The sequence below is a fragment of the Pseudoalteromonas pernae genome (genome assembly GCF_039831865.1).
Taxonomy (GTDB): Bacteria; Pseudomonadota; Gammaproteobacteria; order Enterobacterales; family Alteromonadaceae; genus Pseudoalteromonas; species Pseudoalteromonas pernae.
In genome coordinates this window covers 451,919-477,051 of sequence record NZ_JBDODM010000002.1, presented here as the reverse complement: position 1 = coordinate 477,051, position 25,133 = coordinate 451,919, and the positions used below count along the sequence as shown (strand labels likewise).

Genomic DNA, 25,133 nt, shown 5'->3' with positions numbered 1-25,133 from the left:
ACTTATTTCAACTTAGAACTGAGGTAAAGGCGTAGGTTTTGTTGATGAGAAAGAGCGAAGTTTCCAGATACATCTTCATCAGCCGCTATGCTCTCGATTACCGTACTGCCAAGGCGAATTTTGGCATTGTCGCCAATGTGTAAATGATTCGACAGAGTACTGTTTGCGCCAATCCACACGTTTTCACCTATGGTTGTGCGCCCAGCGATATTGGTGTGGCCACTGATTTCAGTGCGATCGCCAATCACAACATCGTGCGCAATGTTAACGCCAATACCTACATGACACTGCTCGCCAATTTGTGTTAATCCACTAAAATGCAGCGCTCTGGAAACATTCGAATTGGCATGAATATGACTACCAGATTTAATTTTAACGCCGCCAAAATGCTTGATATGGATTTTTTTATCCTTCACCATTTTCGGCAACATCCCCTCTGTACCGATAGTGCAATTAGGACCGATATAGACACCGGATTCTAAAATCGTATTTGCGCCAATATAGGCACCAGCTTCAATGGTAACATCATTATCAATGTGCACTGGCGAGCAAATATGAGCTCTTGGAGATATATTGGCTTGCTCAGAAATGAAATGCTCGACCAGTTGCTCTTCATAAATAAAGTCATTGTGTAACTGGTGGAAAAGCGCACTGGCCTCGCTCGTAATCAATACGGATTTAGTCGTCTCTGTAAACAGCTCTGGGGCAATGATACAGGCGACTTTTGGGTTTTTAGTGGCCTGTACAAAATATTTTCTAGCTGTCGCAAGTACCATGGAACCTGACAGCTCTCCCCACGTAAAATCTGTTCCAGTTATTTCAATTTCGCAGTCAAAATTGTGAAAAGAACAGTCTTTGAACTGCGCTAAAATTGACATGTTTTTCTTTATTTTCATAGGCATGATATCGCCTTCGCAATTCTTTTAGCACCATTTGCATCTAGACATTCACCTTGCTTTAACGCAGTGGCGTTGAGCAAATAGTGTATTAAGGTTGATAGATTAGCATCGCTAAGTGCCTGCTGTAATGACCCAATATACAATCCGACTTCCAACTTTTGCCAAGAGCTGGCTATCTTCACTTGGTTATCTGCGACATAACCATATGCGAACGGCATACCCAAATAACACATTTCATAACTCAATGTGCCAGCAGTGATGAGTGCTGTATTACAATGCTGGATTATACGCAGCAAATTCGACTGATTAATATGAAGTGTTATGCCTTGTGGTTGCTCTTGCGCGTGTAATGCTGCACTGAGAGATTTGTCGCTGCAGGCCAAATGAATAGGATAGGGGTAAACGTGAGAGAGTTGCTTAGCTATTTGATAGCTCGCGCCATTGTCATTACCGCCGCCAAAACAAATAAACAGACCTTTTTCTGTTGGATAAAACGCTTTACCAGCGATGTTAGGATTTAGAACGGCGTAATCAACACCAAGTAACAATTTTACTGATGCTTCAAGGTCACAATCTTGATACCACGAATGGGTGGCCGCTGGGTTTATATTGATAATGAGTTTTGCACTGTACTTCCCTTCACAGCGGTTGTCGTATTGCGCCAAAGCAAGACCACTATCTGTGAGTACTCGTTGATAATCATAATTGCAGTGATAGTGATCAACTAACACTGTGTTGATGCCATTTACTTTGCAATGCGATGCGCTTTGACTAGCGTCTAACAATGGTTCTACAACAAGTACATCGTCAAATTGATGCTCAAGAGGCATATCACACAGCGTGGAAATCAATGCAACAACGTGAGCACCAAGAAGTCGCAGTTCTTTCGCTATTTCATTGCAGCGGGCGAAATGACCTTTGCCTACTTTGGCACAGACATTAAACCTAATTGCGACTGTTTTCATGAGATTTCATGGCTTCGTAAAATAGCTCTGCTCTAGTCCAATCGTCTGGGGTATCGATGTCATGAACAAGGTAACTTGGTAATGTGTGGATAATCGCGTTCGCAGAATTAATTACCGGATTAATCGTCTTGTTGTGTGTAGTTCTATACAAATAAAACTGGCCTGCATCGTGGTATACAGGTTTTAAGTCCTGAGAGCGACTTTTCTGATGCTCAGGGAACATGAGCTCAGGCCCATTGCCTTGATATAAAAAACCTCGATAAGGACTGTAATTAAACTCCGTTGCTGAAAAGCAAGCATGTTTATCTGCGGCATCTTCCAAGGCACTATATGCCGCCCTAAGAATTTCAGCACTTAGAAATGGACTGGTTGCGTAAATACAGCAAATGTAATCAACGTTCATCCCCTGATTTTCGTAGTAGTCCAAGCTGTGCTGGATCACCGATCTAGTAGGGGTATGGTCATCAGCAAGGTCCAGTGGGCGTGTAAATGGTACTTTTGCACCTGAACGTAACGCTTGCTTGGCAATCTCTGGGTCATCGGTTGAGACGATGACTTCATCGAACAAGTTGCTATCAAGCGCTGTTTGTATGGCGTAGTCTATAATTGGCCGGCCGCAAAATGGCTTGATATTCTTATGTGGGATTCGCTTACTTCCACCTCTTGCTGGGATAATCGCTATTTTCATAGTACAGCGCTAACCGTGAAAGTGCATGAGCGTGTCAGCCCTTAGGCCCAGTCTTAATGTCTCTAAGGAAACCACTTCTTCATAAGCTATATTGCCCATATTCACTTCCGCGCCGTATTGTTTGAGCATCCAGACTTGCTGGGCTTTTTTCGGTGTCTCAAAGATTAATTTATTGAATTCAATGCCCGAGTGAATAACTTCATCCACCAGCCCCATACGAATTTCACCGTCGGCTCGATACAAACCTGCAGTGCCACTTTCACGGCCTTCCAATATTACTTTTTGTGCTCCAGCCGCAATTTCACTTTTAATTTGCTCAACCCATTTTGACGGGGAAACAATGACTTTATCGTCTTTGCTGCCGACTTCAGAATACACGGTAAAGTCTTGCGCAAATTGGTTGATGATTTCGTTCTTTTCTTGCTGCGCTAATGTAATGCTACCATCGGAAATCTCAATTAAATTCAGCTCCAATTCTTTAAGTAACTGGGTATATTCATCTAATTTACCTGTGATGTAGGCGTATTCGAACAAGGTGCCACCTAAACAAGGCTCGATATCGAATGATTTAATGAGGTCAATTTTCTCTTTTAATTGAGGTGTGATTAAGGCTGTGCCCCAGCCTAATTTGATCACATCAATGTAACTACCACAGGTTTGCAATGTGTCCTGTAGTTGTGCCAGCCCCATTCCTTTGTCTAGCACATTGGTGCGACCTGAAACACGTGGTTTCTGAGGACGTTGTTGTATTAAAGCCATTGTCGAATCCTAATCACGTCAATAATTTATTGCACAATTTGATGCAGAAACTATGCCTAAGTTTACACAAATTTGTTACGCTTTCTTATTCTAGGGTAGAAGAAATGATTTATACACTAGGTAGATCAGTTCCCTATAGATTAAGTTAGATAGTGTTTGTTTTAAATCAAGGATTTATTAATGACGCAGCTCGACACTGAAATTGTAATTGTCGGCGCCGGATTAGCGGGGTGTACTGCTGCGCTTGAGGCTGCAAACGCAGGCTGTAAAGTCATTTTGTTATCGAAAATACTCCCTATTCATTCTCATTCCGTGAGTGCACGAGGTGGGATGAATGTCGCTGTTAATGAGCAATCAGCCGCTCAACATGTCAATGACACGCTCAAATCAGGTGCAGGCGTTGAAAATCGCGAAGCGGTTGAGTACATGTGCAACCATGCGATTGAGACTTTGCACTGGTTTGAAACGCTTGGTGTGCATTTCGATAAAGCTGAAGATGGTAGTTACAAAACCAAAAAATTTGGTGGTTGTTCGAGTAGTAGGGCATGTTTTGTTAAAGGCAGAACCGGACTAACGCTCATGAATACCTTGCTCAAACACATCCGAAAACATCCCCAAATAACCGTTATTGACCAAATCCATGTGAGTGACCTCGTAAAACAGAACGAGCGGGTTGTCGGCATCTGTGGGTGGCATAAACGTGATGGCGCTGCTGTAAACGTTTACGCTGATGCTGTAGTCCTTGCTACGGGAGGAGGCTTAAATGTTTACAAAGAAACGACCAATGCAGTTGCGACTACAGGAGATGGATTGGCTATGGCCCTGCGTGCGGGGGCCGCGCTCAAAGATATGGAGTTTGTTCAATTTCATCCTCTGGGTTTAGGCCATACTGGAATACAGGTACCAGAGCCCGTTTTAGGTGCTGGTGGCTATTTGCGAAACAGTCTGGGTGAGCGGTTTATGCAGCGCTATGAGCCACAGCAAATGGAATTGGCGGGGCGTGACAAGGTATCTATTGCTATTGAAAGAGAGTTACAGCGTCTAGGTGATGATGTAGTTTATCTCGATTTACGCCATATCGATGAAGAACAACAGTTTGCACTCCAAGAAGCACGGTCTCTTGTCGGTACTTTTTTGGGCTTAGATATTGGCGCAGACCTTATTCCTGTTCGTCCATCTGCACACTACCTCATGGGAGGAATAGCTTGCGATCTGGATGGCCAAGCTGAAAATGCTCAAGGGCAAATAATCCCAGGATTGTTTGCGGTGGGAGAAGCAGCATGTAGCGGGGTGCATGGTGCTAATCGCATTGGTGGTAACTCACTATTAGAAGTCGTGGTGTATGGTCGTCGTGTTGGTCGTGCAGTATGCGCCCAAAGAGGACAAAGTCCAGAGATTGCCTCAGCATATGCGCCCACTATCTTTGTACAGCAATCAGATAGCGCAGCTAAAACTCCCTCAGAAATACTTAACCAATTACAGCTTAGTATGAGTAACTTTGCAGGTGTGATCCGCTGTGAAGCTGGACTGAAAACTCATATTGCATTTTTAAATCAACTGAAAATCACGGCTTTGAATTTGAAGCTTACCGATGACTCAATTACCTACAATCAAGAGCGAGCATCGCGACAGGAGCTGATGAATATGCTGGATGTCGCTTTAGCAATTTCTTTAGCTGCGATGGCAAGGACTCAATCGCTAGGTGCTCATTATCGTGAAGATGATTTAACAGAACATCACCCTATTAAGTACAATACCTGTGTGTATTTAAATGACAAACAACTTCAAGTAATGCAGCGAGTTGCCGATATATGAGTACAGTAACGTTATCGATTTTTCGCTACGATATTAATCACACTAAAGTGTCTCATCAGCAAATGTACCAGGTGAGCTATGAACCTCATGATGTGCTGCTCAATTTGTTGTTTAGAGTACAGAAAGAGCAAGATAGTAGTGTGTGTTTTGACAAAAATTGCCGCATTGGTTTATGCGCTAGTTGTCGTGTAAATGTCAATGGAGAGCAAGTGCTTGCGTGTAGCGAAAATGTCGCCCAACTCGTTGCCAAGTATGGCGATACTCTTATTATTAAACCTTACAATAGTAGTAAGGCGGTGCGGGACCTGATTGTTGACCCTCAGTACGACCGCTTGCATCTAGATAACTCGGAAGATAAGCATGAATAATGGATTCCTAGGCGCTGAAACGCGCTTTAAGAAACCACCTAGTGAAACACTTGTGAACAGCGCTTTCGCGTATGAATTGGAGTGCAGCCGTTATGTGATGAAGGGCTTGAGTATTGCGGATTTGGCGCATGTAATGAACCTTTCTCAAGATGAGGTTATTCAGCCAGATGTTGCCCTTGCCTTAATCAAAGGCCTGCAAGATGTGCACTTACGAGGCACTGACGTCATTCCTTTAGACCCTGCAGTAGGCGACAGCTACAACAATCGTGACAAGTATTTGCAAAGCGAGCTACCCGCACTGAGTGGTTATATCCATATCGGTCGAGCACGTCGCGAGGCAAGTACCTTGGCATGGCAGCTTTGCTGCCGTGAAAAGATGCTAAATGTGCACAAAGCGCTTACTAAGTTGGTAGCAACATTTAATGATGTGATCGCACAACATCACACTACCTACATGGCGGATTTCACGTATTTACAGCACGCTCAACCAACGACTTTGGCTCATTATCTCCAAGGTTTCCAAATGCCATTAACACGTGACTTAGACCGTGTTGAGAATGCGTTGAAAATGGTTAATCAAAGCCCTGCGTGTTCGGGCAGCGTTAATGGCTCGCAGATCCCGATGGACCGCTATCGTATAGCTGAACTGCTTGAATTTCCAGCCGTAATTGAACATACGCGCGATGCGATGTGGGCGCCAGACATGTGTTTGGATCTTATGCTGCCATTGAATTCAATAATGACGACTCTCGACAGAGTTAGTGAAGAATTCATTGTTTGGAATAGTGCTGAATTTGCCTATTTAGAATTAGATGATGCTCATACTCGTACCAGTGTCATAATGCCGCAAAAGAAAAACCCTTACGGGTTGGCGTATATTCGTGGCCAAGCTCGCGCACTAAATGGCACCATGATGTCTTTGCTATCTTGTAACCAAACCATAAGTGGCCAACCGGACAACCGCTTGTATGCCTACGGCGAACTGCCGCGAGCGATGGACTATGTTGAGCAGTGCCTTGCGTTGTTTGAAGAAACTCTTAGAGCGGCACGTTTTGACAAAAGCCAGTTAGCCAAAGCTGCAGCGGACAACTTCATTATTTCCACTGACTTATGTGACATGTTAGTCAAACATGCCGGCTTGGATAACCGCAGTGCCCATAAGATCATAGCCCGAGCGGTGAGAAATGCCCTTGAAAATGCACAAACTAAGCTGACGTTATCCGCAGTAATGACAGCTGCATCCCAACTGGCAATTGTACTTCCTGCTATTTCACAAGATGTGTTCGACGAAGTGAGTAACATACCTTCTTTGATTATGCTGCGACAGGGGGTGGGCAGTGCTCATCCCGATTCTGTGAAATCCCTAGCATCTAAAACAGCGCGGCGTATTTCACTCGCCGAAGACTATGCCAACGAATTGAATTTTGAACATTTTGAACAGCGATTTTTGAATCGCGTTAATGAATATATTGCATTCCTTGAGGGTCAATGTGAGCGCTAATTTATATACAGACATTCAAGGTCATCGTGCTGATAAAGTTTGTCTTCATCAAGGTGATAAATCTCTTACTTATGGTGAGTTTTACCGAGCAATAGAGCATTTTGCGAGGGCTCTTCAAGCGCGTGGCGTAAAACAAGGTGACCGTATTGCAGTCGAACGCTTTTCAGGAAGTGATTTACTTACTGCGTATTACGGCAGTGCATTGCTTGGTGTGAGTGTTGTGCCACTGCCTTTTGTGGACGAAGAGCGCATTATAGGCGCTATGCAAGCCAGCGGAGCGGTATTGAAACTTGATAGTATGCCCAGTGCCGATGAGTCAGTTAAAGATGACTTGAGCTTTGGAAACAATGACGAGGCGATGGTAATTTTTACTTCAGGTACTACGTCATCAAAGCTCAAAGGGGTGCGACTGGCGCACCAAGGTATCAGCGAAATTTGCCACTACATGAATGACACTATGCAGATGAATGCCCAGTGTATTGAGTTGGTATTTGCTTCACTCGACCATGCATTTGGTTTTGGTCGCTGTCACAGCATATTGCAGATGGGAGGCACTCTGGTATTGCCTACCAGCCTAAATAACCCCTTTAGTGTGTTTAAGCTTATTGAGCAACATCAGTGCAATGCTTTTTCATCCGCACCTTCGATGATTGCCGCTTTGTTGCGTTTGGGCGGTGAGGAGCTGTCCTCTTTGGTGGAACGTATTAAGTGGATTCAAACAGGGGCAATGCGTTTTGATCCTCTGTTTAGGAAGCAATTGTGCGAGGCGTTGCCGAAAACACGTATTTTCTTACATTATGGTTTAAGCGAGGCTATGCGTGTTACCTTCTTTGAATTGAACACGCATTTACACAAAGCTGGCACCGAAGGACTTGCATCCGGCTGTTCCAGGATTCGTATCGTCAATGAATGCGGGGAGGTGTTAGCGCAAGGTGAGTCCGGCCGTATTGCCATTCAAGGAAGCAACTTATGTTTGGGTTATTTAGATGACGAATATTGGCAAAGCCAGTTGCTTGATGGTTGGTTCGCAACGTCCGACTTAGGTTATTTAGACGAGGATCAATTTCTCGTGTTTCTTGGCCGCTATGATGATGTCATCAACTATAATGGCGTGCTAGTTCATCCAGATGAAATTGAGTCCAAGTTGGTGTCTTTATTTCCAAAAAATGCTTTTTGTGTTGTTGGTATTCCTGACCCCGGTAAGGTGAAGGATGCCATCGTAACCTTGTGCGTAGAGGGTGAGACCTCCATTTCCATGCGCGATGTGGCTAATCATATGCAAGGTAAAGATGCCAACCTGATGCCGAATAAATTAGTGAAGGTAGATACGCTACCTAAAACTCGCTCAGGTAAGGTCAGTCGAGCAGAATTAATAAAACAGTTAGTGAGTTAAAAATTTACATGAGTTACAAAGAAAAAGTAATTGAATTAGTTGCCAAGCAACACGCTGATATTGAGCTTGATGATGAAGCGCTTGCGTCAAGTTTTGCCGAGATTGGCATCGACTCTATCGATTTGATGACGATTATTTTACTCATCAAAAAAGAGATGGGAGTAGAAGTGAGTGATGATGCGTTGTTGGATATAACTTCTTTACGCGATTTAATTACCTACCTAGATAAACAAGACTAAAGCACGAGGGCCTGCATCTTGGCAGGCCTTAGAGTATTCCTTATTGCCACATCGCTTTGACGTTGACTCGTTACGCCTAACTTTGTTCGAGCGCCTGGCGCACCAAGTGCACAACACTATCTTGTTCTTCAATAGAAAGAGTGGGGTACAGTGGTAAAGAGATGCACTGCGAGTAATAGCTTTGTGTATTTGGAAGCGGCTTAAACCCTAACGCTTGATAGTATGGTTGTTGGTAAACAGGAATATAGTGAACCTGCACGCCAACACCAAGCTCCCTCAGTTTAATAAACACCGTTAAGCGCTTGCTGGGATCCACCTTAATAACATATAGGTGGTAACTACTGACGCCATCGACTTTTTGCACCAAAGGCTGCACGTCAGTGCCAGCAAAACACGCGTCATAATAACGAGCAAGCTCGTTTCTTTTGGTGACCCAAGCGCTTAGGTTTTTGAGCTGGCTGACACCTAACGCTGCGTTTAAGTCCGACATGCGATAGTTAAAACCAAGCAAATGCTGTTCATAGTACCAAGGTGGCATACTAGGGTCATTCTCGACTTTGCGAATACCATGGGAACTGTATAAACGCATAGTGTCAGCGAGTTGTTTATTTTGCGTCAGTGCCATGCCACCTTCTGCTGTGGTGATCATTTTCACTGGGTGAAAGCTAAATACACTGATATCAGAGTACTCACAATAACCTACTGGCTTACCTTGATACTGGCCGCCAAGTGCATGCGATGCATCCTCGATAATTTTTATACCAAACGGCGCAACCAATTCGGCAATACGTTTCATGTCACACGATTGCCCAGAAAAATGCACAGGAATAATAACTTTTGGCAGTGTACTAGAGGCTTTTGCATCAGCGAGTTTATGCGCTAACGCTTCGACACACATGTTGCCGGTATCTGGGTCAATATCGACAAAATCAACATCAGCACCACACATGCGTGCACAGTTAGCAGACGCTACGAATGTGTTGGCGGACGTCCAAACGGTGTCGCCACTTTTTAAACCTAATGCCAGACATGCAATGTGCAGTGCTGAGGTAGCACTGTTCACTGCAACCGCATAATCAGCACCACAGAATGCGGCAACGTTACTTTCTAGTTCTTTGACTTTTGGTCCCTGAGTCAAAAAGTCTGAACGTAAGCATTCAATTATCGCGCGCTCATCCTCCGCGCTGATAGTTTGACGTCCATATGACTTCATAGCATCGCCTTGGTATTAAAGGCGATGATTTCTTCTTGAGTTAAGAAGTGGTCGTTATTAAGTGAGTTGTATTCATATCCCGGTTCAACTGGTTTTCCATGTTCACCAAGAGCATTAACAGTAAAATCATTGTTTCGGCTATGGAATTTAATGCCAGGAGCAATTACGAAGTGGTCATCATACTCGTAAGTGTCGTAGCTAAGCTCCGCTGGGCACATCACCTCATGGACCTTTTCACCTGGGCGAATACCTATGATTTTTTGCTCTAAATTAGGCGCCATGGCAGCAGCTAAATCAGTGATTTTGATGGACGGGATCTTGGGCACGAAGATTTCGCCCCCTTGCATACGTGCAAAATTCTTTAATACGAAATCGACGCCTTCTTGTAAGCTGATCCAAAAGCGGGTCATATCAGGGTGAGTAATCGGGATGTGGTCGCGCCCCTCATCAATAAATTTTTGGAACACAGGCACAACTGAACCACGCGAACATACTACGTTTCCGTAGCGCACGACAGCAAAAGTAGTTTTATGACCACCAGAAATATTATTTGCTGCAACAAACAATTTGTCGGATGCCAATTTTGTGGCACCGTATAGGTTTATTGGGCTCGCTGCTTTATCGGTTGATAACGCGATAACCTTTTCAACGTCGTTGTCCAAAGCAGCATCAATGACGTTTTCGGCTCCATTGATATTGGTTTTGATACACTCCATTGGGTTATATTCAGCTGCAGGCACTTGTTTAAGTGCAGCGGCATGAATGACGTAATCAACACCACGCATTGCTTTGCGTAAACGTTCTTTGTCTCGTACATCACCAATGAAGTAGCGCATACAAGGCTCGTTATAGTCTTGTTGCATCTCAAATTGTTTTAACTCATCTCGAGAATAGATGATGATTTTCTTTGGTTTGTAGCGCGCAAGTAGCGTGCCTACGTATTTTTTACCAAAGGAGCCTGTGCCCCCAGTGATCAAAATGGACTTGTTGTCGAACATAACCAAAACCTGCTTTGGATGAGTTTTTAATAAGTGTTGTTGAAAGTCAAAGCACTTAATTAATAACGTTTATTTGGCGATTTTCATATTACTTTAGCTTACTAAGCACTAACTATGCCAATAAAGTTCAAGGAAATAAGTTACTGACTAGGAGTTGTTTTTTACAGTGCAGTAGTATCTCTGCCACGCAGAGACATATACGGCATGCACTAACTGTGTTCTATAAGCTATAATTGTACAATTCGTGAGCACTAGGCGGAGAGTGAAATGAAAATAGGTCAGCCTTCGAGCGCGTTGAATACGCAAGCACTCAATCAACTGAACAAAAATGACCAACAGCTGGCATCTGGTAAGCGCGTTAATTCTGCGGCTGATGATGCTGCTGCCTTGCAGATTATTGAGCGCCTGACTGCGCAGCAAAATGGCTTTACTCAAGCCAGTCGCAATGCCTATGACGGCATTTCTTATGCGCAAGTGAGTGAATCGGCCTTGGGCAATGTGAACGATGCTGTATCGCGTATTCGCGAACTATCTATTCAAGCTGGGAATGGAGCACTCAATGACAGTGACCGCCAAGCCTTGCAAGAAGAGGTGTCACAATTGCAAGAAGAGATATCATCCACACTCGAGCAAGCAAACTTCGCAGGAAAGCCTTTATTTGATGGGCAAAATGTGGCGTTTCAAATTGGCGCTGATGCCAACCAAACGAACACCCTGAAAGCGCCTAATAGCGACTTTCTTAGTGCCATTAATTCGATTGATATATCAACCCAAGCGGGTGTTGAGTCAGCCTTGCAAATATCAGATGATGCGGCACAATTGGTTAATGAACAACGTTCGCAACTGGGTGCGTTTGAAAACGCGCTTTCAAGTAACATTCGTAACTTGTCGCAGCAAAATGAGAATATCGCCGCTAGCCAAAGCCGGATTGAGGATGCAGATTACGCGCGCATCGTCAGTGAGCGCACTGCCAACGATATTTTGAGCCAAGCATCGATAGCTTTGCGTGGTCAAGCCAACCAAAATGCTGCCTCGATTTTGGGCTTGATCTCCAACTAGAGTTTAATTTAAATCAACAAATCCTAGGAAAAGTGACTGATTTTTGGCATGTACGTCAAAAAAGTGCCACTTTTCCTTGAATCCTCCCCCCACTGCAATACAATCTATTGTTATTACAATCGCTTAGTTTAATGGCGCCGGGATGATCCTGATTCTTGATGATAATAATAATAGAGCCCAAGGCTTAAGTTACGCGTTAACCTTTGTTGGTGAGGCAAATAAAGTCATTCCTCACACAGAGCTAGCACAAGCAGCCAAAACCGCCCAAGAAGCTATTGTGGTGCTTGGTGCATTGAACCAAGGTGAGCACCAGCAGCTAATCAAAGCACATCCGGAATTACCTTTTTTACTTATCGGTGAAACGCTCAAACCACTGCTTGATATTGCCAATGTGATTGGTCTTATCAGTGAGCCATTTAACCAAGATATCACTACTCAACTTTTGCATGATTGCCAGCAATATTTGCGCATGAAACCCTGTGCGGGCGCAGCAAAGAACCCCAAAGCCTTTAATGGTTTGGTGGGAGACACAGAAGCGGTGAATCATGTACGTTTTCTTATTTCGCAAGTGGCGAAAACAGACGCTAATGTATTGATCCTAGGTGAATCGGGTACTGGTAAAGAAGTGGTCGCCCGCAATGTACATCTGTTGTCTGGACGCAACAAAGGGCCCTTTGTGCCCGTGAACTGTGGTGCTATACCAGGTGAGTTACTTGAAAGTGAGTTGTTTGGTCACGAGAAAGGTGCGTTTACTGGCGCTATTTCCGCGCGAAAAGGTCGCTTTGAACTCGCCCAAGGAGGCACACTCTTCCTTGATGAAATTGGTGACATGCCATTACAGATGCAGGTTAAACTACTGCGAGTATTGCAGGAGCGCAGCTATGAACGCGTCGGTGGTACTAAACCGATTCAAGCGGATGTGCGTGTTATCGCGGCAACACACCGTAACTTAGAGGAAATGATTGAAGCGGGCGATTTCCGTGAAGATTTATATTATCGCCTCAACGTTTTCCCAATCGAAAACCCAGCGCTGCGTGAACGAGCGCAGGACATCGGCTTATTGCTCAAAGAACTCACCAAGCGCGTACAACAACAAAGTGGTCAGGGCGTAAAATTCACGGATAGAGCCGTGGAAAGCTTACAAGCCCATACTTGGCCCGGCAATATCCGTGAGCTTGGGAACCTAGTAGAGCGCATGGTGATTATGTTCCCTGATCAGGTGGTAGATGTGCCCGACTTGCCAAGTAAGTATCAGCACGTGGATGTCGAAGCATTTGTACCAGAATACCCAGAAGAGCTGCTCGAGCGCCAAGCGTTGAACGATATATTCGGTGCTGGTTTCGTCGAAGAAGAGGACGATCCAAGTATCAATGAGCACAGTCGCAGCACCGATATGGGCATGTTACCGGATGAAGGTATCGTGCTTAAAGATTACCTTGGCGAACTAGAAATCAGTCTTATTACTCAAGCCTTGGAACGCCATGATTACGTGGTAGCTCGGGCCGCGGAGATCTTAGGTGTTCGCAGAACCACATTGGTGGAAAAAATGAAGAAGTACGACCTTAATCGGGATTGATTGTTTTCGTTTGTAAAAGGCCGCACATTGCGGCCTTTTTTGTACTTAGAACTTGGATTTAGTCAAATGAAACATGGCTAAAATGCGGGTTCTCAACAAGGACTTTAAGTTGTGATATGTCGTCCAACACCACCAGTTGCTCACATTCCTCAACCAGAACTTTGATACACTCTTCGTGCTCAGTGTTCTTGGCTGTATCGAGCGCTATGCCTTTGGTGGTGCATCCCGATTTTAATGTTAGTTCAATCGGGTAGTTAAACATGCACACTATTTCTATGTAGTCATACTGACTGCAACCGATCAAAAGCGATGTCCTATTAAGATGATATTAGCGTTAGTTTAGTCTCAATTTGCAGCTTCTTTCTTGTTTCATCGTTACGTTATTTAAAACTGTGTTTATCCCGACCCACGAGAATACTCATGACCTCATCTTTTACGTCGTGGTTAAAGATCACTGTTGCGGATTCGTCTCTCCACGGCATCTCGCCAATAGTTTTAGAGAATTGTGTCCCCAATAGCATCGCATTACTTTGAGTCGCAGTGATTTTTAATTCACATGCATTGGTTTTGCATTGTAGTTCTTGTATTTCAAATCGGTTATTCGCATCAGCGGCAATCATATCGCGAATATTGTTTTCGTAATCGTAAGCCCAGTAATCATCGATTGCTTCCTTATTGAACCTTGTTCGAAAATTTTCCTCTATGTCAGCGATGCTTTCTCCCTTTTTTATCTTTTTCGCAAGCGCTAAAAGAGCATCTGTATCTGATAGTTCAGTGACTTTTTCAACATCTGCTACTTGCGTCTCTTTAGGAGTTCGTTTTAGGAGGGGAGATGTTGTATCTACAGACGACGTTGATAGAGATTTAAGCGCTGATATTTCAGTATTTAGCGAAGCAATTAATGCTTTCTGGCTTTTTGACTCTTGTTGACTGGCCAATAATTCAGCCTTGATCGCTTGTAACTCTTCGTCTAGCCGAGAGTTTTCCTCGCTAATCGCGATATATTCAACTTTATTTTTGTCGTTGGCTTCTATGGAACTAAGTGCTGCCCAACCACCTCCCAGTGTTGTGGTGGCAAGAATACCAATGATTATGTTTGGTGCTTTCATAAAACTTCCTTGTTTGTTTCGATGGAGCATTAAAAGCTCGTGACTTTATAAAAAGTGGCTGGTTGCACTATAAGTTTTGCGTTGAAAGTAATTGCTTGCGCACAGCATCGCGAATTTGAGTATGTAACTCAAGCACTCGTTCTATGTTATCAAGACTCAGGGCGAGGTTTTCTAGCATCACAACACTCACGTTAAACTCTGGATAGTGCAACGACATCGACATGTAACCTTCTACATAGCCAGTGTGGCTTAACTCAGTGAGGCCATCGTCGAGATTAATACGAAGGCCATAGCCGTAATGCATATTCGGCCAGAAAAATCGCATTTGTGTGTGCGCACGTGTCATGAGTGCATAACTCTTTGGGTCTAGCAATGCACCTGAGTGGAGTAGCTCTTGAAATCGGGCAAAAGCTCTCGCCGACGCTATAAGCCCGCCTGCAGGAAGCAAGGCCTGGTCAATAACAAGGTTAGAAGGTGAAGGTGGTTGTGCTTCGTTCAACCCGGTAGCGAGCGAAGTTAGGCCTTGTTGAATTGTGTCGATTGAACCGGTTTTTGCGTAGAGCGCATTGAGGGTGTTGTCTTTAGCAAATTGGCTTATTTGTTCGCTAAAAGGTTGCTTGTTCACCTTTTCTAAAACTTGTCCAAGCAATGAGTACCCTAGATTAGAATATTGAAATTGACTCCCTGGCGTAAAGCGTACGGGTTTCCCCAGAGCGTCTACCCCTGAAGTATGGCTCAATAAGTGATGCAATGTGATGCGCTCATCATAGCGCTGAGCGTTATCTGCATTAGAAATCCCAGAAAATAGATAGCTGTTTAAAGACTGAGATAAGTCTAGTTTGCCAGCGTCCACAGCTTGCAAAATCAAGGTTGCGGTCACTTGTTTCGACAGCGATGCCACCACAAAGCTCGAATGTGCATTGAGATTTTCGCCAATGCTTAATTCATAAACAGTATTGCCATCTTCCAAGACAATGATGTTGCCGCTAAATGGCACTGAGGATGCGTTCATGATCTCTTGTATTACAGAGCGCATTTTGTGTGGGTATGTGCCGCTATTAGATTGTAGTTGTGTTGATACAGCTCCAGCGCAGGTTAGGTGGCTGATAAATAGCCAACAGCAGGCTAGCAACTTTGAAATCATTTCAATACGCATAAGTCGTCCTATACTCGATTACAGCAACGGATCGTGATGCTTTCTTACTGAAATGTAAAGGAAATGGTCGTTTTGGTTCTTGAGGCCACTAATAAAATCAGTTGCTGCGAAGAACAGATCAAGGCGTATGGTATAGGTTTGCTTTGAGCTGCTCTTCGCAGTGCGGAAAACGTATCGCGTTGTGTGGCTTTGCAAGTGCTTATTTATACATAGCCAAGACTTCTTCTTTGCGATAACAGTCGTCATGATGATCGTTGACCATGCCGCAGGCTTGCATGTGTGCATATACGGTAGTCGGGCCGAGGAACTTAAAACCGCGCTTTTTTAAGTCTTTGGCAAAAGTGTCGGATTGTTCGCTGGTGGCGACATAATCTGCTTTTGAACGAATCGAATTGACACGAGGCTTGTGGCCTACAAACTGCCATTGGTAATCACTGAAACTGCCAAATTCATGCTGAATTTCCAAAAAGCGCTGAGCATTATTGATAGTGGCGAGGATTTTGAGCTTATTGCGCACAATGCCTTCATCTGCGAGTAGTCGCTCAATGTCTTTATCATCAAAGGCAGCAACTTTGCGGGCGTCAAAGTTGGCAAAGGCTTTGCGATAGTTGTCACGCTTTTTCAAAATGGTATACCAGCTCAAGCCTGCTTGGGCTGATTCTAAGGTTAAAAATTCAAACAAAGTGTCATCGTCATAGACGGGTACACCCCATTCTTCGTCGTGATAGGCGACATAATCTGCTTTTGTTAAATCGACCCAATGGCAGCGTTCACACATGTTCTGTTCCTTGAAGTGGTTCTGTTGATTTACCATAGCAGTTAACTGTTTTTATATACAGTGTCATTTTTTTGTTTTTGTATGCGCTGCATGTAAGCCTATGTAAATTAATGAAATAAAAGTTGGTACGCTTTGTGCTTTTGTTAAACAAACCCTGTGTTTAAGAGTGAATAACAATGGCTTTAGCGAGTGTATTAACCCCGCAAATATTTCAACATGGACATTTTGGCTCCTCATTGGCGCACGAAGCCTATGTGGGCGAGCTCAGTGATCTGCGACTCCAAGCGAGTTGGTTGAGTCATCTTGTTGATACCATGCCCGCGGGTGTGGTGGTGCTTGATGGTCAGGGGATGATAGCTAAAGCCAATCAGATCGCTAGTAACATGCTTGGTGAACCACTCGAAGGTGAGAAGTGGTTTAGCATTATCCAGCGTTCATTCCGCCCACAGCAAGATGATGGTCATGAAGTGTCATTACGCGATGGGCGTCGCATTAAGCTAGAGATACGCGCGTTAGCCCCAGAGCCTGGGCAACTGATTCTAATGACAGACTTAACGGAAACACGCCAGCTGCAAGCACGTGTTGCTCATATGCAGCGTTTAAGTGCACTGGGTAAAATGGTGGCTACACTCGCTCACCAAGTACGCACTCCCTTGTCTGCTGCCATGCTTTATGGTGCAAACCTTGGGTCTGAGCGACTTAACAGTGAATCACGCGCCCACTTTCATGACAAGCTGATGTCGCGTTTAAAAGACTTAGAAAGCCAAGTAAACGACATGCTGCTGTTTGCCAAAAGTGGCGAGCAGCAAGTGGTTGAACCTATGTCCCTGGGGCAATTACTGAGTGAAGTTAAACACGGGGCAGATGCCATGCTCTGTGAGAATGGCGCTCAACTACACGTGCAATTACCCGAACCAGATGTGCAAGTGATGGGGAACCGTACCGCTGTTGCTAGTGCGATTAACAATTTAATCCACAACAGTTTGCAAGTCATCGAACAGGATGCGCACATTCACTTGAGCGCAGCTCGTTGCCCTGAGGACGACACCAAAGTCGATATTATTCTGCGCGATAATGGTCCGGGGATCAGCGATGAATTAAAGAACAAAATTTTTGAGCCCTTCTTTACCACCAAACGACAAGGTACAGGTTTAGGGCTTGCCGTGGTTGCGTCAGTAATGAGCTCTCACAAAGGGCAAGTGAGAGTTGTCGATGCACCACAAGGCGGCGCTCAGTTCATACTTAGCTTGCCAGTTTTTGATGCTCACCCACAGGAGGACAAACATGAGTAATTATGTCTTAGTGGTCGAGGATGATCCCGGTTTACGCGAGGCGTTGACCGACACATTGTCATTAGCCAACGTACAGTGTCTCGCTGCCAAAAGCGGTGAAGATGCGATTATGATGCTCAAAGAGCATGAAGTCTCTTTAGTTGTCAGCGACGTACAAATGCCGGGTATCAATGGCATAGAATTATTGAAAAGTATCAAACTCAATTATCCTGAATTACCGGTGTTGATGATGACGGCCTATGCCACCATCGACGATGCGGTTGAAGCAATGCGCCTTGGGGCCATTGATTACATGGCTAAGCCCTTTGCACCTGAGGTGTTACTCAATCTTGTGAGCCGCTATTTACCGGCTGAAACACCTGCGCACAAAGGCCCGATTGTGGCGGACGCCAAAAGTTTGGCGCTTATCGAGTTGGCCAATAAAGTGGCTGACAGTGAAGCCAGTGTGATGGTGATGGGCCCAAGTGGAAGTGGTAAAGAAGTGCTTGCGCGCTATATTCATGATCAATCAGCGCGCGCTAATGAACCCTTTATTGCCATTAACTGCGCAGCTATTCCAGAAAATATGTTGGAATCAACCCTATTCGGTTATGAGAAAGGTGCGTTTACTGGTGCTATCAATGCTTGCCCCGGTAAGTTTGAGCAAGCGCAAAATGGCACCATATTACTCGATGAAATCACAGAGATGGATTTGAGCTTGCAAGCCAAACTGCTGCGTGTACTACAAGAGCGAGAAGTAGAGCGTTTGGGGAGTCGCAAAACAATCTCCTTGAATGTGCGTGTACTTGCTACGTCAAACCGTGATTTAAAAGAGGCGGTGAAAGAAGGCGTATTTCGAGAAGATTTGTTCTATCGCCTTAATGTTTTCCCCTTAAAGTGGTTACCCCTTTGCCAGCGCCCAGGAGACATTATTCCATTAGCTGAGCATTTGCTTGAGCGTCATTGCCAATCGGCGAAAATGCCTATAGCTAGGTTGAACGATGCAGCCAAGCAGCGTTTGTTGGCGCATGCGTGGCCTGGCAACGTGCGTGAACTGGAAAATGTGATCCAACGTGCCTTGATTCTAAAGTCGGGCGATGTGGTTGATGAGCAAGCAATCTACATCGAGGAGCTTGCGAGTGCGCCAAGCCCAGTCGCTCACGTACCTGAGCCAGACGTTCAGGCAATTATGCCTACTGTTGAACATCGTTGTGAGACCAGTGAATTTTCCCTCGATGAACAATCGACCTTTAAAGACGAGCTCAAAAGCAAAGAGCACAAAATCATTTTAGATACGCTCACGCGCTTCAATGGCAAACGTAAAGACGTTGCAGATGCATTGGGTATAAGCCCGCGAACCTTGCGCTACAAGATTGCGCAAATGCGTGAGCAGGGTATTCAACTGCCAGCTTAAACCACTGAAAAGCCCAAACTAGCGTTGGGCTTTTTAGTTCTTCGTCAAATATACGCCAGCCTAAAAACTCATCACCGTCAAAAAAATAAACGCATAAAACACTGTTTTTATTAGATAAATTTATTGGCACGCTTAATGCTTTGTTAATTCTAAGATTTATTTATCCAGTGATGTGCAAAATGAAAGTTGAAGCCAACTCATTGTTCCAAGAAATGCAAATGATTGCGCAAGAAGCGCAAGCGAGAAACCCACTTAAACCTGTGATGCCACAGACTACGTCATCAGCGCAATTTGGTGAGCTACTTACCAATGCAATTGATACCGTTAATGGCTTGCAGCAAGATGCCAAATCAAAAGTGACGGCCGTTGAAATGGGTGACCGTCGAGTGTCTTTGGCAGAAGCAATGATCGCATCACAGAAATCGTCCGTGGCGTTTGAGGCAACCGTGCAAGTGCGAAACAAGCTGGTTGAAGCCTACAAAGACATCATGAACATGCCTGTTTAACGGATAGCGGAGAAGAGTCGTGGCGCAAGCAAACCAATCTACTGATCTCGCCTTAGCCAGTGGCGGTGTTGATATGAACACTGGCGGTGATGATCATCAAGAACAAAAATCGGGAGTCCTCGGCGCATTAAGCGGTGTCGATATGCTGCGCCAAGTTACCCTCATTGTTGCATTGGCTATCTGTTTAGCGATTGCAATCTTCATTATCATTTGGGCACGTCAGCCGGATATGCGTCCGCTAGGAAAAATGCCTACTGAAGAGTTGATTCAAACTCTTGATTTCCTTGATGCACAGAAAATTGATTATCAGCTTGATGGCAACGTCATCATGGTGCCAGAAGATTCGTATCAAGATATCAAACTAAACATGACACGCGAAGGTTTAACCCAAGGCCCAGACTCAGGCACCGACATCCTGATGCAAGACATGGGCTTTGGGGTTTCCCAACGTTTAGAACGCGAGCGCCTTAAGCACTCTCGTGAGCAGCAATTAGCGCGCACCATTGAAGAGCTTAACAAAGTCACACGTGCAAAAGTATTACTTGCGATTCCAAAAGAAAACGTATTTGCACGTATCGAAAAGCAGCCATCTGCCACTGTGGTGCTAACCGTTAAGCGCGGCCGTAACCTCAATAGCGAAGAAATTGATTCTGTAGTTGATATTGTAGCTTCTGCGGTACAAGGTCTTACGCCTGAGCGTGTAACCGTTACAGATCAAAATGGCCGTTTACTCAACTCAGGTTCGCAAAACTCACTGTCTGCGCGTTCACGCAAAGAGTATGAAATCGAGCGTCAGCGCGAGCAAGAATACATTGAAAAAATCGACAGCATCATGATCCCGGTGGTCGGCTTGGGCAACTATACCGCACAAGTAGACTTAGTTATGGACTTCAGCGCAGTGGAAGAAACGCAAAAACGTTTTAACCCAGATTTACCAGCTGTTCGCAGTGAAACAACCCTTGAAGAAAATAATATTGGTGGCTTAGCTGTGGGCATTCCAGGGGCGTTGACTAACCAGCCTCCGGTAAACTCAAACATTCCAGAAAACGCGATGAATGAGCAAAGTGCGCAATCGACTTCGCCTTCTCGCAATCACAAAGAAGCAACACGCAACTACGAGCTCGATACCACTATCTCGCATAAGCGTCAGCAAACTGGTGTGATCCGCCGTATCAGTGTGTCTGTGGCAGTAGATTACTTACCGGGAGCGGGTGCCGATGGTCAACCAGCGCCTCGCACTGAGCAGCAGCTCAATAATATCCGCCGCTTGTTACAAGGTGGTGTGGGTTTTGATTTACAACGCGGTGATGCGTTAGAAGTGGTCAGCGTGCCATTTGTCCGTGAAGATGCCGGCGTTATTGAAGAATTACCTTTGTGGGAGCAAAATTGGTTTCATAAGTTAGTGCGCTTGGGCTTAGGTGCTTTGGTGATTATCGTCTTGATTATCGCTGTAGTTCGCCCAATGCTTAAACGTCTAATCTACCCAGATGACACGCTAGAAGCGTATGACGAAGAATCGCTTACTTCAGGCGTTGATATCGGGGATCATACTTTGGATATGCTCAACACTGAATTTGATTCAGCGTCAGTAGGGTTCTCACCAGATGGAACGCTACAGCTGCCAGATTTACATGGTGATGAAGACTTACTCAAAGCAGTTCGCGCACTGGTGGCAAATGAGCCAGAATTATCATCTCAAGTAGTTAAAGCATGGTTGAACGAAGATGACTGAAGAACAAGAAAAGATCACCACTAAATTCGATGTGGATAAGCTTGAAGGGGTTGAAAAAGCAGCCATCTTACTACTGAGCTTATCCGAAGAAGATGCTGCGCAGATTTTAAAACACTTAGAGCCTAAACAAGTGCAGCGCGTGGGTATGACCATGGCATCATTGGATGATTTAAGCCAAGGGAAAATCAGCGCGGTACATAACTTGTTTATCGAACAAATTCAGCAATTTAGTACGATTGGCTTCCAGTCAGAAGACTTCATTAAGAAAGCCCTTACCGCGGCCTTGGGTGAAGACAAAGCAGCCAGCTTGATAGACCAAATTGTGATGGGGTCTGGCGCTAAAGGCCTAGATTCATTGAAGTGGATGGACTCAAAACAAGTAGCGAATATTATTCGCAACGAGCACCCGCAGATTCAAACAATCGTGCTTTCTTACTTAGAGCCTGAGCAAAGTGCTGAAATCTTGGCGCAGTTCCCTGAAAAAGTGCGTTTAGATTTAACGATGCGTATCGCCAACTTGGAAGAAGTACAGCCAGCGGCATTGCAAGAATTGAACGAGATCATGGAGAAACAGTTTGCTGGTCAAGCGGGTGCACAAGCCGCGAAGATGGGCGGCCTCAAAGCTGCGGCAGATATCATGAACTACCTCGATACCAACATCGAAGGTCAGTTAATGGATTCAATCCGCGAGCACGACGAAGAAATGTCGCAACAAATCCAAGACTTAATGTTCGTATTCGAGAATCTAATGGATGTCGACGATCGTGGCATTCAGGCTATTTTGCGTGAAGTACAACAAGATGTACTGATGAAAGCAATTAAAGGTGCGGACGACGGCCTTAAAGATAAGATCCTTAATAACATGTCTAAACGTGCCGCTGAAATGCTCCGTGATGATCTTGAAGCAATGGGTCCTGTGCGCGTTAGTGAAGTTGAAGCAGCACAAAAAGAAATTCTATCAACCGCGCGTCGTCTTGCTGATTCGGGCGAGATCATGCTTGGTAGTGGTGGTGGCGAGGAGTTCTTATAAGCCATGAGCGAACCTAAATTGCACCGTGGAAGACCGCTTGATGCCAGTGAAGCTGCAGAAGAACTGCTTGAAAACTGGCCTATTCCTAATGTCTCAGCAAAACCTGAGTCATTACGCGGTCGTTCTACTGCGTTTGGTACTCCGTTGGAAGAACTGTATCGCACTCACGTAGATAGTGAAGACATTGCAGAAGATGACGATGCTCAGGTGCATGCTCCTCAGGAGCAAGATTTTCCAAAGCTTACTATGGAAGAACTTGAGCAAATTCGCCAAGACGCCTATGAAGAAGGCTTAAAGCAGGGTCATGAGCAAGGTTATATTGACGGCTTTGAAAAAGGTGTCAGTGAGGGCAAAGAAGCTGGTTTCAAAGAAGGTGTTAAACAAGGAAATGAGCAGGGCTTAGAAGACGCTAAGCCATTGATTGATGAGCAGCTAACAGTGCTCAAATCTATGCTGGAGTCGCTCGATGAGCCAGTTAAACACCTCGACCAACAAGTAGAAAATGAAGTGCTCTTTTTGGCAAGTGAACTGGCCAAGGCCATTACCTTGCATGAATTAAAAACACATCCCGAAATCATCTTAAACGCCCTAAAAGCGGCCACCGATGCCTTGCCTAGTAACGAAGCTCAGTGTCAGATTTATTTGCACCCTGATGATTTAGAGCTTGTGTCTGCACATTTTGATGAGCAAGCGCTTGCCAATCGCCACTGGCAATTACTCGCAGAGCCTACGCTCGAGCGCGGTGGTTGTCACATCAAACAGCAACGTTCATCTATCGATATGGGCTTATCCTTGCGCATGACGCAAGTAATTGACAGCTTTTTACAAGATGCGGGTGTGCATGTTGAGGGTAAGGAGTAAGTTATGTCCTTACCTTTACTTGAACGCTTACAAGAGAAACGCAAATACATTCACCAACCCACAGTGGCCGTCGCTGGCAGTTTGACTCGCGTAGTGGGTCTTACTCTGGAAGCAAAAGGGCTGCACGCCCCTGTTGGCAGCCAATGCTTGGTGGAAACCAATCAAGGTATGGTGGAAGCGGAAGTGGTGGGCTTCAACGACGACATTTTGTACCTCATGCCCAATGACCGTATTTCGGGGGTGTTACCTGGAGCACGCGTTATTCCTCAAGCGAAACAACCTGGTTTACCTGTGGGTATGAGCTTACTTGGGCGCGTTGTTGATGGTTTAGGACGACCATTAGACGGCCTTGGCCCTGTGCGTGCCGAAAGTCATGTGCGCTTTGCGCAAAACAATATCAATCCACTTGCCAGACGACCTATCAGCCAGCCGATGGACGTGGGGGTGCGAGCGATCAACTCTGTGATCACGGTAGGCCAAGGTCAACGCATGGGCTTGTTTGCAGGCAGTGGCGTGGGTAAATCTGTGTTGCTTGGTATGATGACACGTGGCAGTGCAGCTGATGTGATTGTGGTTGGTCTGGTGGGTGAGCGCGGCCGTGAAGTAAAAGAATTTATAGAAGATATTTTAGGTGACGAGGGACGAGCGCGTTCTGTCGTAGTTGCTGCTCCAGCTGATGCCTCGCCTCTGATGCGTCTTAAAGGCTGTGAAAGTGCGGTGACCATCGCCGAGTATTTTCGCGACCAAGGGCTTAATGTGCTGTTGCTGCTCGATTCGGTGACGCGTTACGCCATGGCGCAGCGTGAAATTGCCCTTGCGGTGGGTGAACCGCCAGCGACGAAAGGGTATCCGCCTTCGGTCTTTGCAAAATTGCCGGCTTTAATTGAACGTGCGGGTAACGGTGGTGAAGGGCAAGGCGCAATCACGGCGTTTTTTACTGTGTTGTCCGAAGGGGATGATTTGCAAGACCCTATTGCAGATGCAGCGCGAGCAATCTTAGATGGTCATATTGTGCTATCGCGCGAGCTGGCAGACGGTGGTCATTACCCTGCGATTGATGTGGAAAAGTCGATTAGCCGAGTGATGCCACAAGTTGTATCTCAGATGCATATGCAACAAGCACGCTTGCTCAAGCAAGTCATGGCGATGTACTCCGAAAACAAAGACATGATCACCCTAGGTGCGTATCAAAAAGGCACAGATCAAATGCTCGACCAAGCAATTGATATGATGCCGATGATTAATAACTTCTTGCGCCAAGGCATGAAAGATGTAGTGCCGTACGACGAATGTTTGAATACGTTGGCAAGACTCTTTGGTCAAGGAGGCAACCATGGCTAAGTTAACTGTTTTACTGAAACTTGAAAGTGACAAAGAAGAAAAGCTCAGAGGGGATTTCCTAACAGCTCAGCAGCACCAAAGAATGCATCAGCAAAAACTGGACGGTCTTAGTCAGTTCAGAGGCGAGTATATGACCCAGCTAATGAGCAAAGCACAAGGCGGTTTATCTAGTGCGGGTTTTAGTCATTATCAGAAGTTTATCAGTAAGATAGACCAAGCCATCGAACAACAAACTCAGGTGGTGGACACGGCTAAAAAAGTCGCTGAGCAGCGTCAAGTTTTGTGGCAAACGCAGCGCATTCGCAAAGAAGCAGTTGCAAAACTGATAGAGAAGCAAGAGCAAAAGAAACAAGCCTTGCTGGCCAAAGCAGAACAGAAGATGCTGGACGAGTTTGCAACCAATCAATTCTTTGCCCGCCGCGCGATACAAAACACTGGTACATAATTTGCAGCCAAGATAAC

The 25,133-nt window shown here is 45.2% G+C and carries 25 protein-coding genes; 15 read left to right on the top strand and 10 right to left on the bottom strand.

Annotated elements, in window-relative coordinates; all coding sequences use genetic code 11:
- Positions 1–2: 2 nt before the first annotated feature.
- Genes V1358_RS06380 through V1358_RS06365 form a run of 4 tightly spaced genes read right to left on the bottom strand, consistent with a single transcriptional unit; the run spans position 3 to position 3,311 of the window.
- The gene (locus V1358_RS06380; protein WP_347392953.1) at positions 3–902 is read right to left on the bottom strand and encodes a DapH/DapD/GlmU-related protein; all 900 of its coding nucleotides are present in this window, start codon (positions 900–902) and stop codon (positions 3–5) included.
- On the bottom strand, positions 893–1,864 hold the full coding sequence (locus V1358_RS06375; protein ID WP_347392952.1) for a hypothetical protein: 972 nt from the start codon (positions 1,862–1,864) through the stop codon (positions 893–895). Before V1358_RS06375 ends, V1358_RS06380 begins: the two co-directional genes overlap by 10 nt.
- Positions 1,845–2,552 carry a pseudaminic acid cytidylyltransferase gene (pseF, locus tag V1358_RS06370; protein WP_347392951.1) on the bottom strand — a complete coding sequence of 236 codons (708 nt, stop codon included), beginning with the start codon at positions 2,550–2,552 and terminating at the stop codon, positions 1,845–1,847. The genes V1358_RS06375 and pseF overlap by 20 nt, the downstream gene beginning before the upstream one ends.
- 9 nt (positions 2,553–2,561) lie before the next feature.
- Entirely contained in the window at positions 2,562–3,311 is a 750-nt protein-coding gene (locus tag V1358_RS06365; protein WP_347392950.1) for a phosphosulfolactate synthase, read from the bottom strand.
- A 180-nt stretch (positions 3,312–3,491) separates the two neighbouring features.
- On the opposite strand from V1358_RS06365, the gene V1358_RS06360 reads away from it, so the two are divergent.
- Genes V1358_RS06360 through V1358_RS06340 form a run of 5 tightly spaced genes read left to right on the top strand, consistent with a single transcriptional unit; the run spans position 3,492 to position 8,627 of the window.
- The gene (locus tag V1358_RS06360) at positions 3,492–5,126 is read left to right on the top strand and encodes an L-aspartate oxidase (RefSeq protein WP_347392949.1); all 1,635 of its coding nucleotides are present in this window, start codon (positions 3,492–3,494) and stop codon (positions 5,124–5,126) included.
- On the top strand, positions 5,123–5,494 hold the full coding sequence (locus tag V1358_RS06355; protein ID WP_347392948.1) for a 2Fe-2S iron-sulfur cluster-binding protein: 372 nt from the start codon (positions 5,123–5,125) through the stop codon (positions 5,492–5,494). Before V1358_RS06360 ends, V1358_RS06355 begins: the two co-directional genes overlap by 4 nt.
- Complete coding sequence (locus V1358_RS06350; RefSeq protein ID WP_347392947.1) at positions 5,487–6,995, top strand: lyase family protein; 1,509 nt, start codon at positions 5,487–5,489, stop codon at positions 6,993–6,995. Before V1358_RS06355 ends, V1358_RS06350 begins: the two co-directional genes overlap by 8 nt.
- Positions 6,985–8,388: a class I adenylate-forming enzyme family protein gene (locus V1358_RS06345; protein ID WP_347392946.1), complete on the top strand. Its 1,404-nt coding sequence runs from the start codon at positions 6,985–6,987 to the stop codon at positions 8,386–8,388. The genes V1358_RS06350 and V1358_RS06345 overlap by 11 nt, the downstream gene beginning before the upstream one ends.
- A gap of 8 nt (positions 8,389–8,396) precedes the next feature.
- Complete coding sequence (locus tag V1358_RS06340; RefSeq protein WP_347392945.1) at positions 8,397–8,627, top strand: acyl carrier protein; 231 nt, start codon at positions 8,397–8,399, stop codon at positions 8,625–8,627.
- Positions 8,628–8,703: 76 nt separating this feature from the next.
- Here V1358_RS06340 and pseC read toward each other — a convergent pair whose 3' ends face one another.
- Positions 8,704–9,840, bottom strand: coding sequence for a UDP-4-amino-4,6-dideoxy-N-acetyl-beta-L-altrosamine transaminase (gene pseC / locus V1358_RS06335; RefSeq protein ID WP_347392944.1), 1,137 nt, complete (start codon positions 9,838–9,840; stop codon positions 8,704–8,706).
- Positions 9,837–10,838 (bottom strand): UDP-N-acetylglucosamine 4,6-dehydratase (inverting), encoded by a 1,002-nt coding sequence (gene pseB, locus V1358_RS06330; RefSeq protein ID WP_347392943.1) that lies wholly within the window; start codon positions 10,836–10,838, stop codon positions 9,837–9,839. Before pseB ends, pseC begins: the two co-directional genes overlap by 4 nt.
- Before the next feature lie 267 nt (positions 10,839–11,105).
- Here pseB and V1358_RS06325 point away from each other — a divergent pair, with 267 nt between their 5' ends.
- Together V1358_RS06325 and V1358_RS06320 are read left to right on the top strand one after the other, a co-directional pair.
- Entirely contained in the window at positions 11,106–11,897 is a 792-nt protein-coding gene (locus V1358_RS06325) for a flagellin N-terminal helical domain-containing protein (protein WP_347391093.1), read from the top strand.
- Between the two features lie 142 nt (positions 11,898–12,039).
- Positions 12,040–13,473 carry a sigma-54 interaction domain-containing protein gene (locus tag V1358_RS06320; protein ID WP_347392942.1) on the top strand — a complete coding sequence of 478 codons (1,434 nt, stop codon included), beginning with the start codon at positions 12,040–12,042 and terminating at the stop codon, positions 13,471–13,473.
- Positions 13,474–13,531: 58 nt separating this feature from the next.
- Here the strand turns inward: V1358_RS06320 and V1358_RS06315 are convergent, their stop codons facing one another.
- From V1358_RS06315 to V1358_RS06300, 4 genes are all read right to left on the bottom strand, one after another.
- On the bottom strand, positions 13,532–13,777 hold the full coding sequence (locus V1358_RS06315) for a Rho-binding antiterminator (protein ID WP_347392941.1): 246 nt from the start codon (positions 13,775–13,777) through the stop codon (positions 13,532–13,534).
- A gap of 76 nt (positions 13,778–13,853) precedes the next feature.
- Positions 13,854–14,582, bottom strand: a complete 729-nt coding sequence (locus V1358_RS06310) for a hypothetical protein (RefSeq protein ID WP_347392940.1) — start codon at positions 14,580–14,582, stop codon at positions 13,854–13,856.
- A 67-nt stretch (positions 14,583–14,649) separates the two neighbouring features.
- Entirely contained in the window at positions 14,650–15,738 is a 1,089-nt protein-coding gene (locus V1358_RS06305; protein ID WP_347392939.1) for a serine hydrolase domain-containing protein, read from the bottom strand.
- 199 nt (positions 15,739–15,937) lie between these two features.
- Complete coding sequence (locus V1358_RS06300; RefSeq protein WP_347391088.1) at positions 15,938–16,516, bottom strand: DNA-3-methyladenine glycosylase I; 579 nt, start codon at positions 16,514–16,516, stop codon at positions 15,938–15,940.
- A gap of 176 nt (positions 16,517–16,692) precedes the next feature.
- On the opposite strand from V1358_RS06300, the gene V1358_RS06295 reads away from it, so the two are divergent.
- The 8 genes from V1358_RS06295 (at position 16,693) to fliJ (ending at position 25,116) form a co-directional block, all read left to right on the top strand.
- Positions 16,693–17,808, top strand: a complete 1,116-nt coding sequence (locus tag V1358_RS06295) for a sensor histidine kinase (RefSeq protein ID WP_347391087.1) — start codon at positions 16,693–16,695, stop codon at positions 17,806–17,808.
- On the top strand, positions 17,801–19,201 hold the full coding sequence (locus V1358_RS06290) for a sigma-54-dependent transcriptional regulator (protein ID WP_347392938.1): 1,401 nt from the start codon (positions 17,801–17,803) through the stop codon (positions 19,199–19,201). Before V1358_RS06295 ends, V1358_RS06290 begins: the two co-directional genes overlap by 8 nt.
- Positions 19,202–19,380: 179 nt before the next feature.
- Positions 19,381–19,707 (top strand): flagellar hook-basal body complex protein FliE, encoded by a 327-nt coding sequence (gene fliE / locus V1358_RS06285; RefSeq protein ID WP_347391085.1) that lies wholly within the window; start codon positions 19,381–19,383, stop codon positions 19,705–19,707.
- 19 nt (positions 19,708–19,726) lie between these two features.
- The gene (gene fliF, locus V1358_RS06280) at positions 19,727–21,439 is read left to right on the top strand and encodes a flagellar basal-body MS-ring/collar protein FliF (protein WP_347391084.1); all 1,713 of its coding nucleotides are present in this window, start codon (positions 19,727–19,729) and stop codon (positions 21,437–21,439) included.
- Positions 21,432–22,469, top strand: coding sequence for a flagellar motor switch protein FliG (gene fliG, locus V1358_RS06275; RefSeq protein ID WP_347391083.1), 1,038 nt, complete (start codon positions 21,432–21,434; stop codon positions 22,467–22,469). The genes fliF and fliG overlap by 8 nt, the downstream gene beginning before the upstream one ends.
- Before the next feature lie 3 nt (positions 22,470–22,472).
- The gene (gene fliH / locus V1358_RS06270; protein WP_347392937.1) at positions 22,473–23,330 is read left to right on the top strand and encodes a flagellar assembly protein FliH; all 858 of its coding nucleotides are present in this window, start codon (positions 22,473–22,475) and stop codon (positions 23,328–23,330) included.
- Between the two features lie 3 nt (positions 23,331–23,333).
- Positions 23,334–24,671 carry a flagellar protein export ATPase FliI gene (gene fliI / locus V1358_RS06265; RefSeq protein ID WP_347392936.1) on the top strand — a complete coding sequence of 446 codons (1,338 nt, stop codon included), beginning with the start codon at positions 23,334–23,336 and terminating at the stop codon, positions 24,669–24,671.
- On the top strand, positions 24,664–25,116 hold the full coding sequence (gene fliJ, locus V1358_RS06260) for a flagellar export protein FliJ (RefSeq protein WP_347392935.1): 453 nt from the start codon (positions 24,664–24,666) through the stop codon (positions 25,114–25,116). The genes fliI and fliJ overlap by 8 nt, the downstream gene beginning before the upstream one ends.
- Positions 25,117–25,133 lie beyond the last annotated feature (17 nt).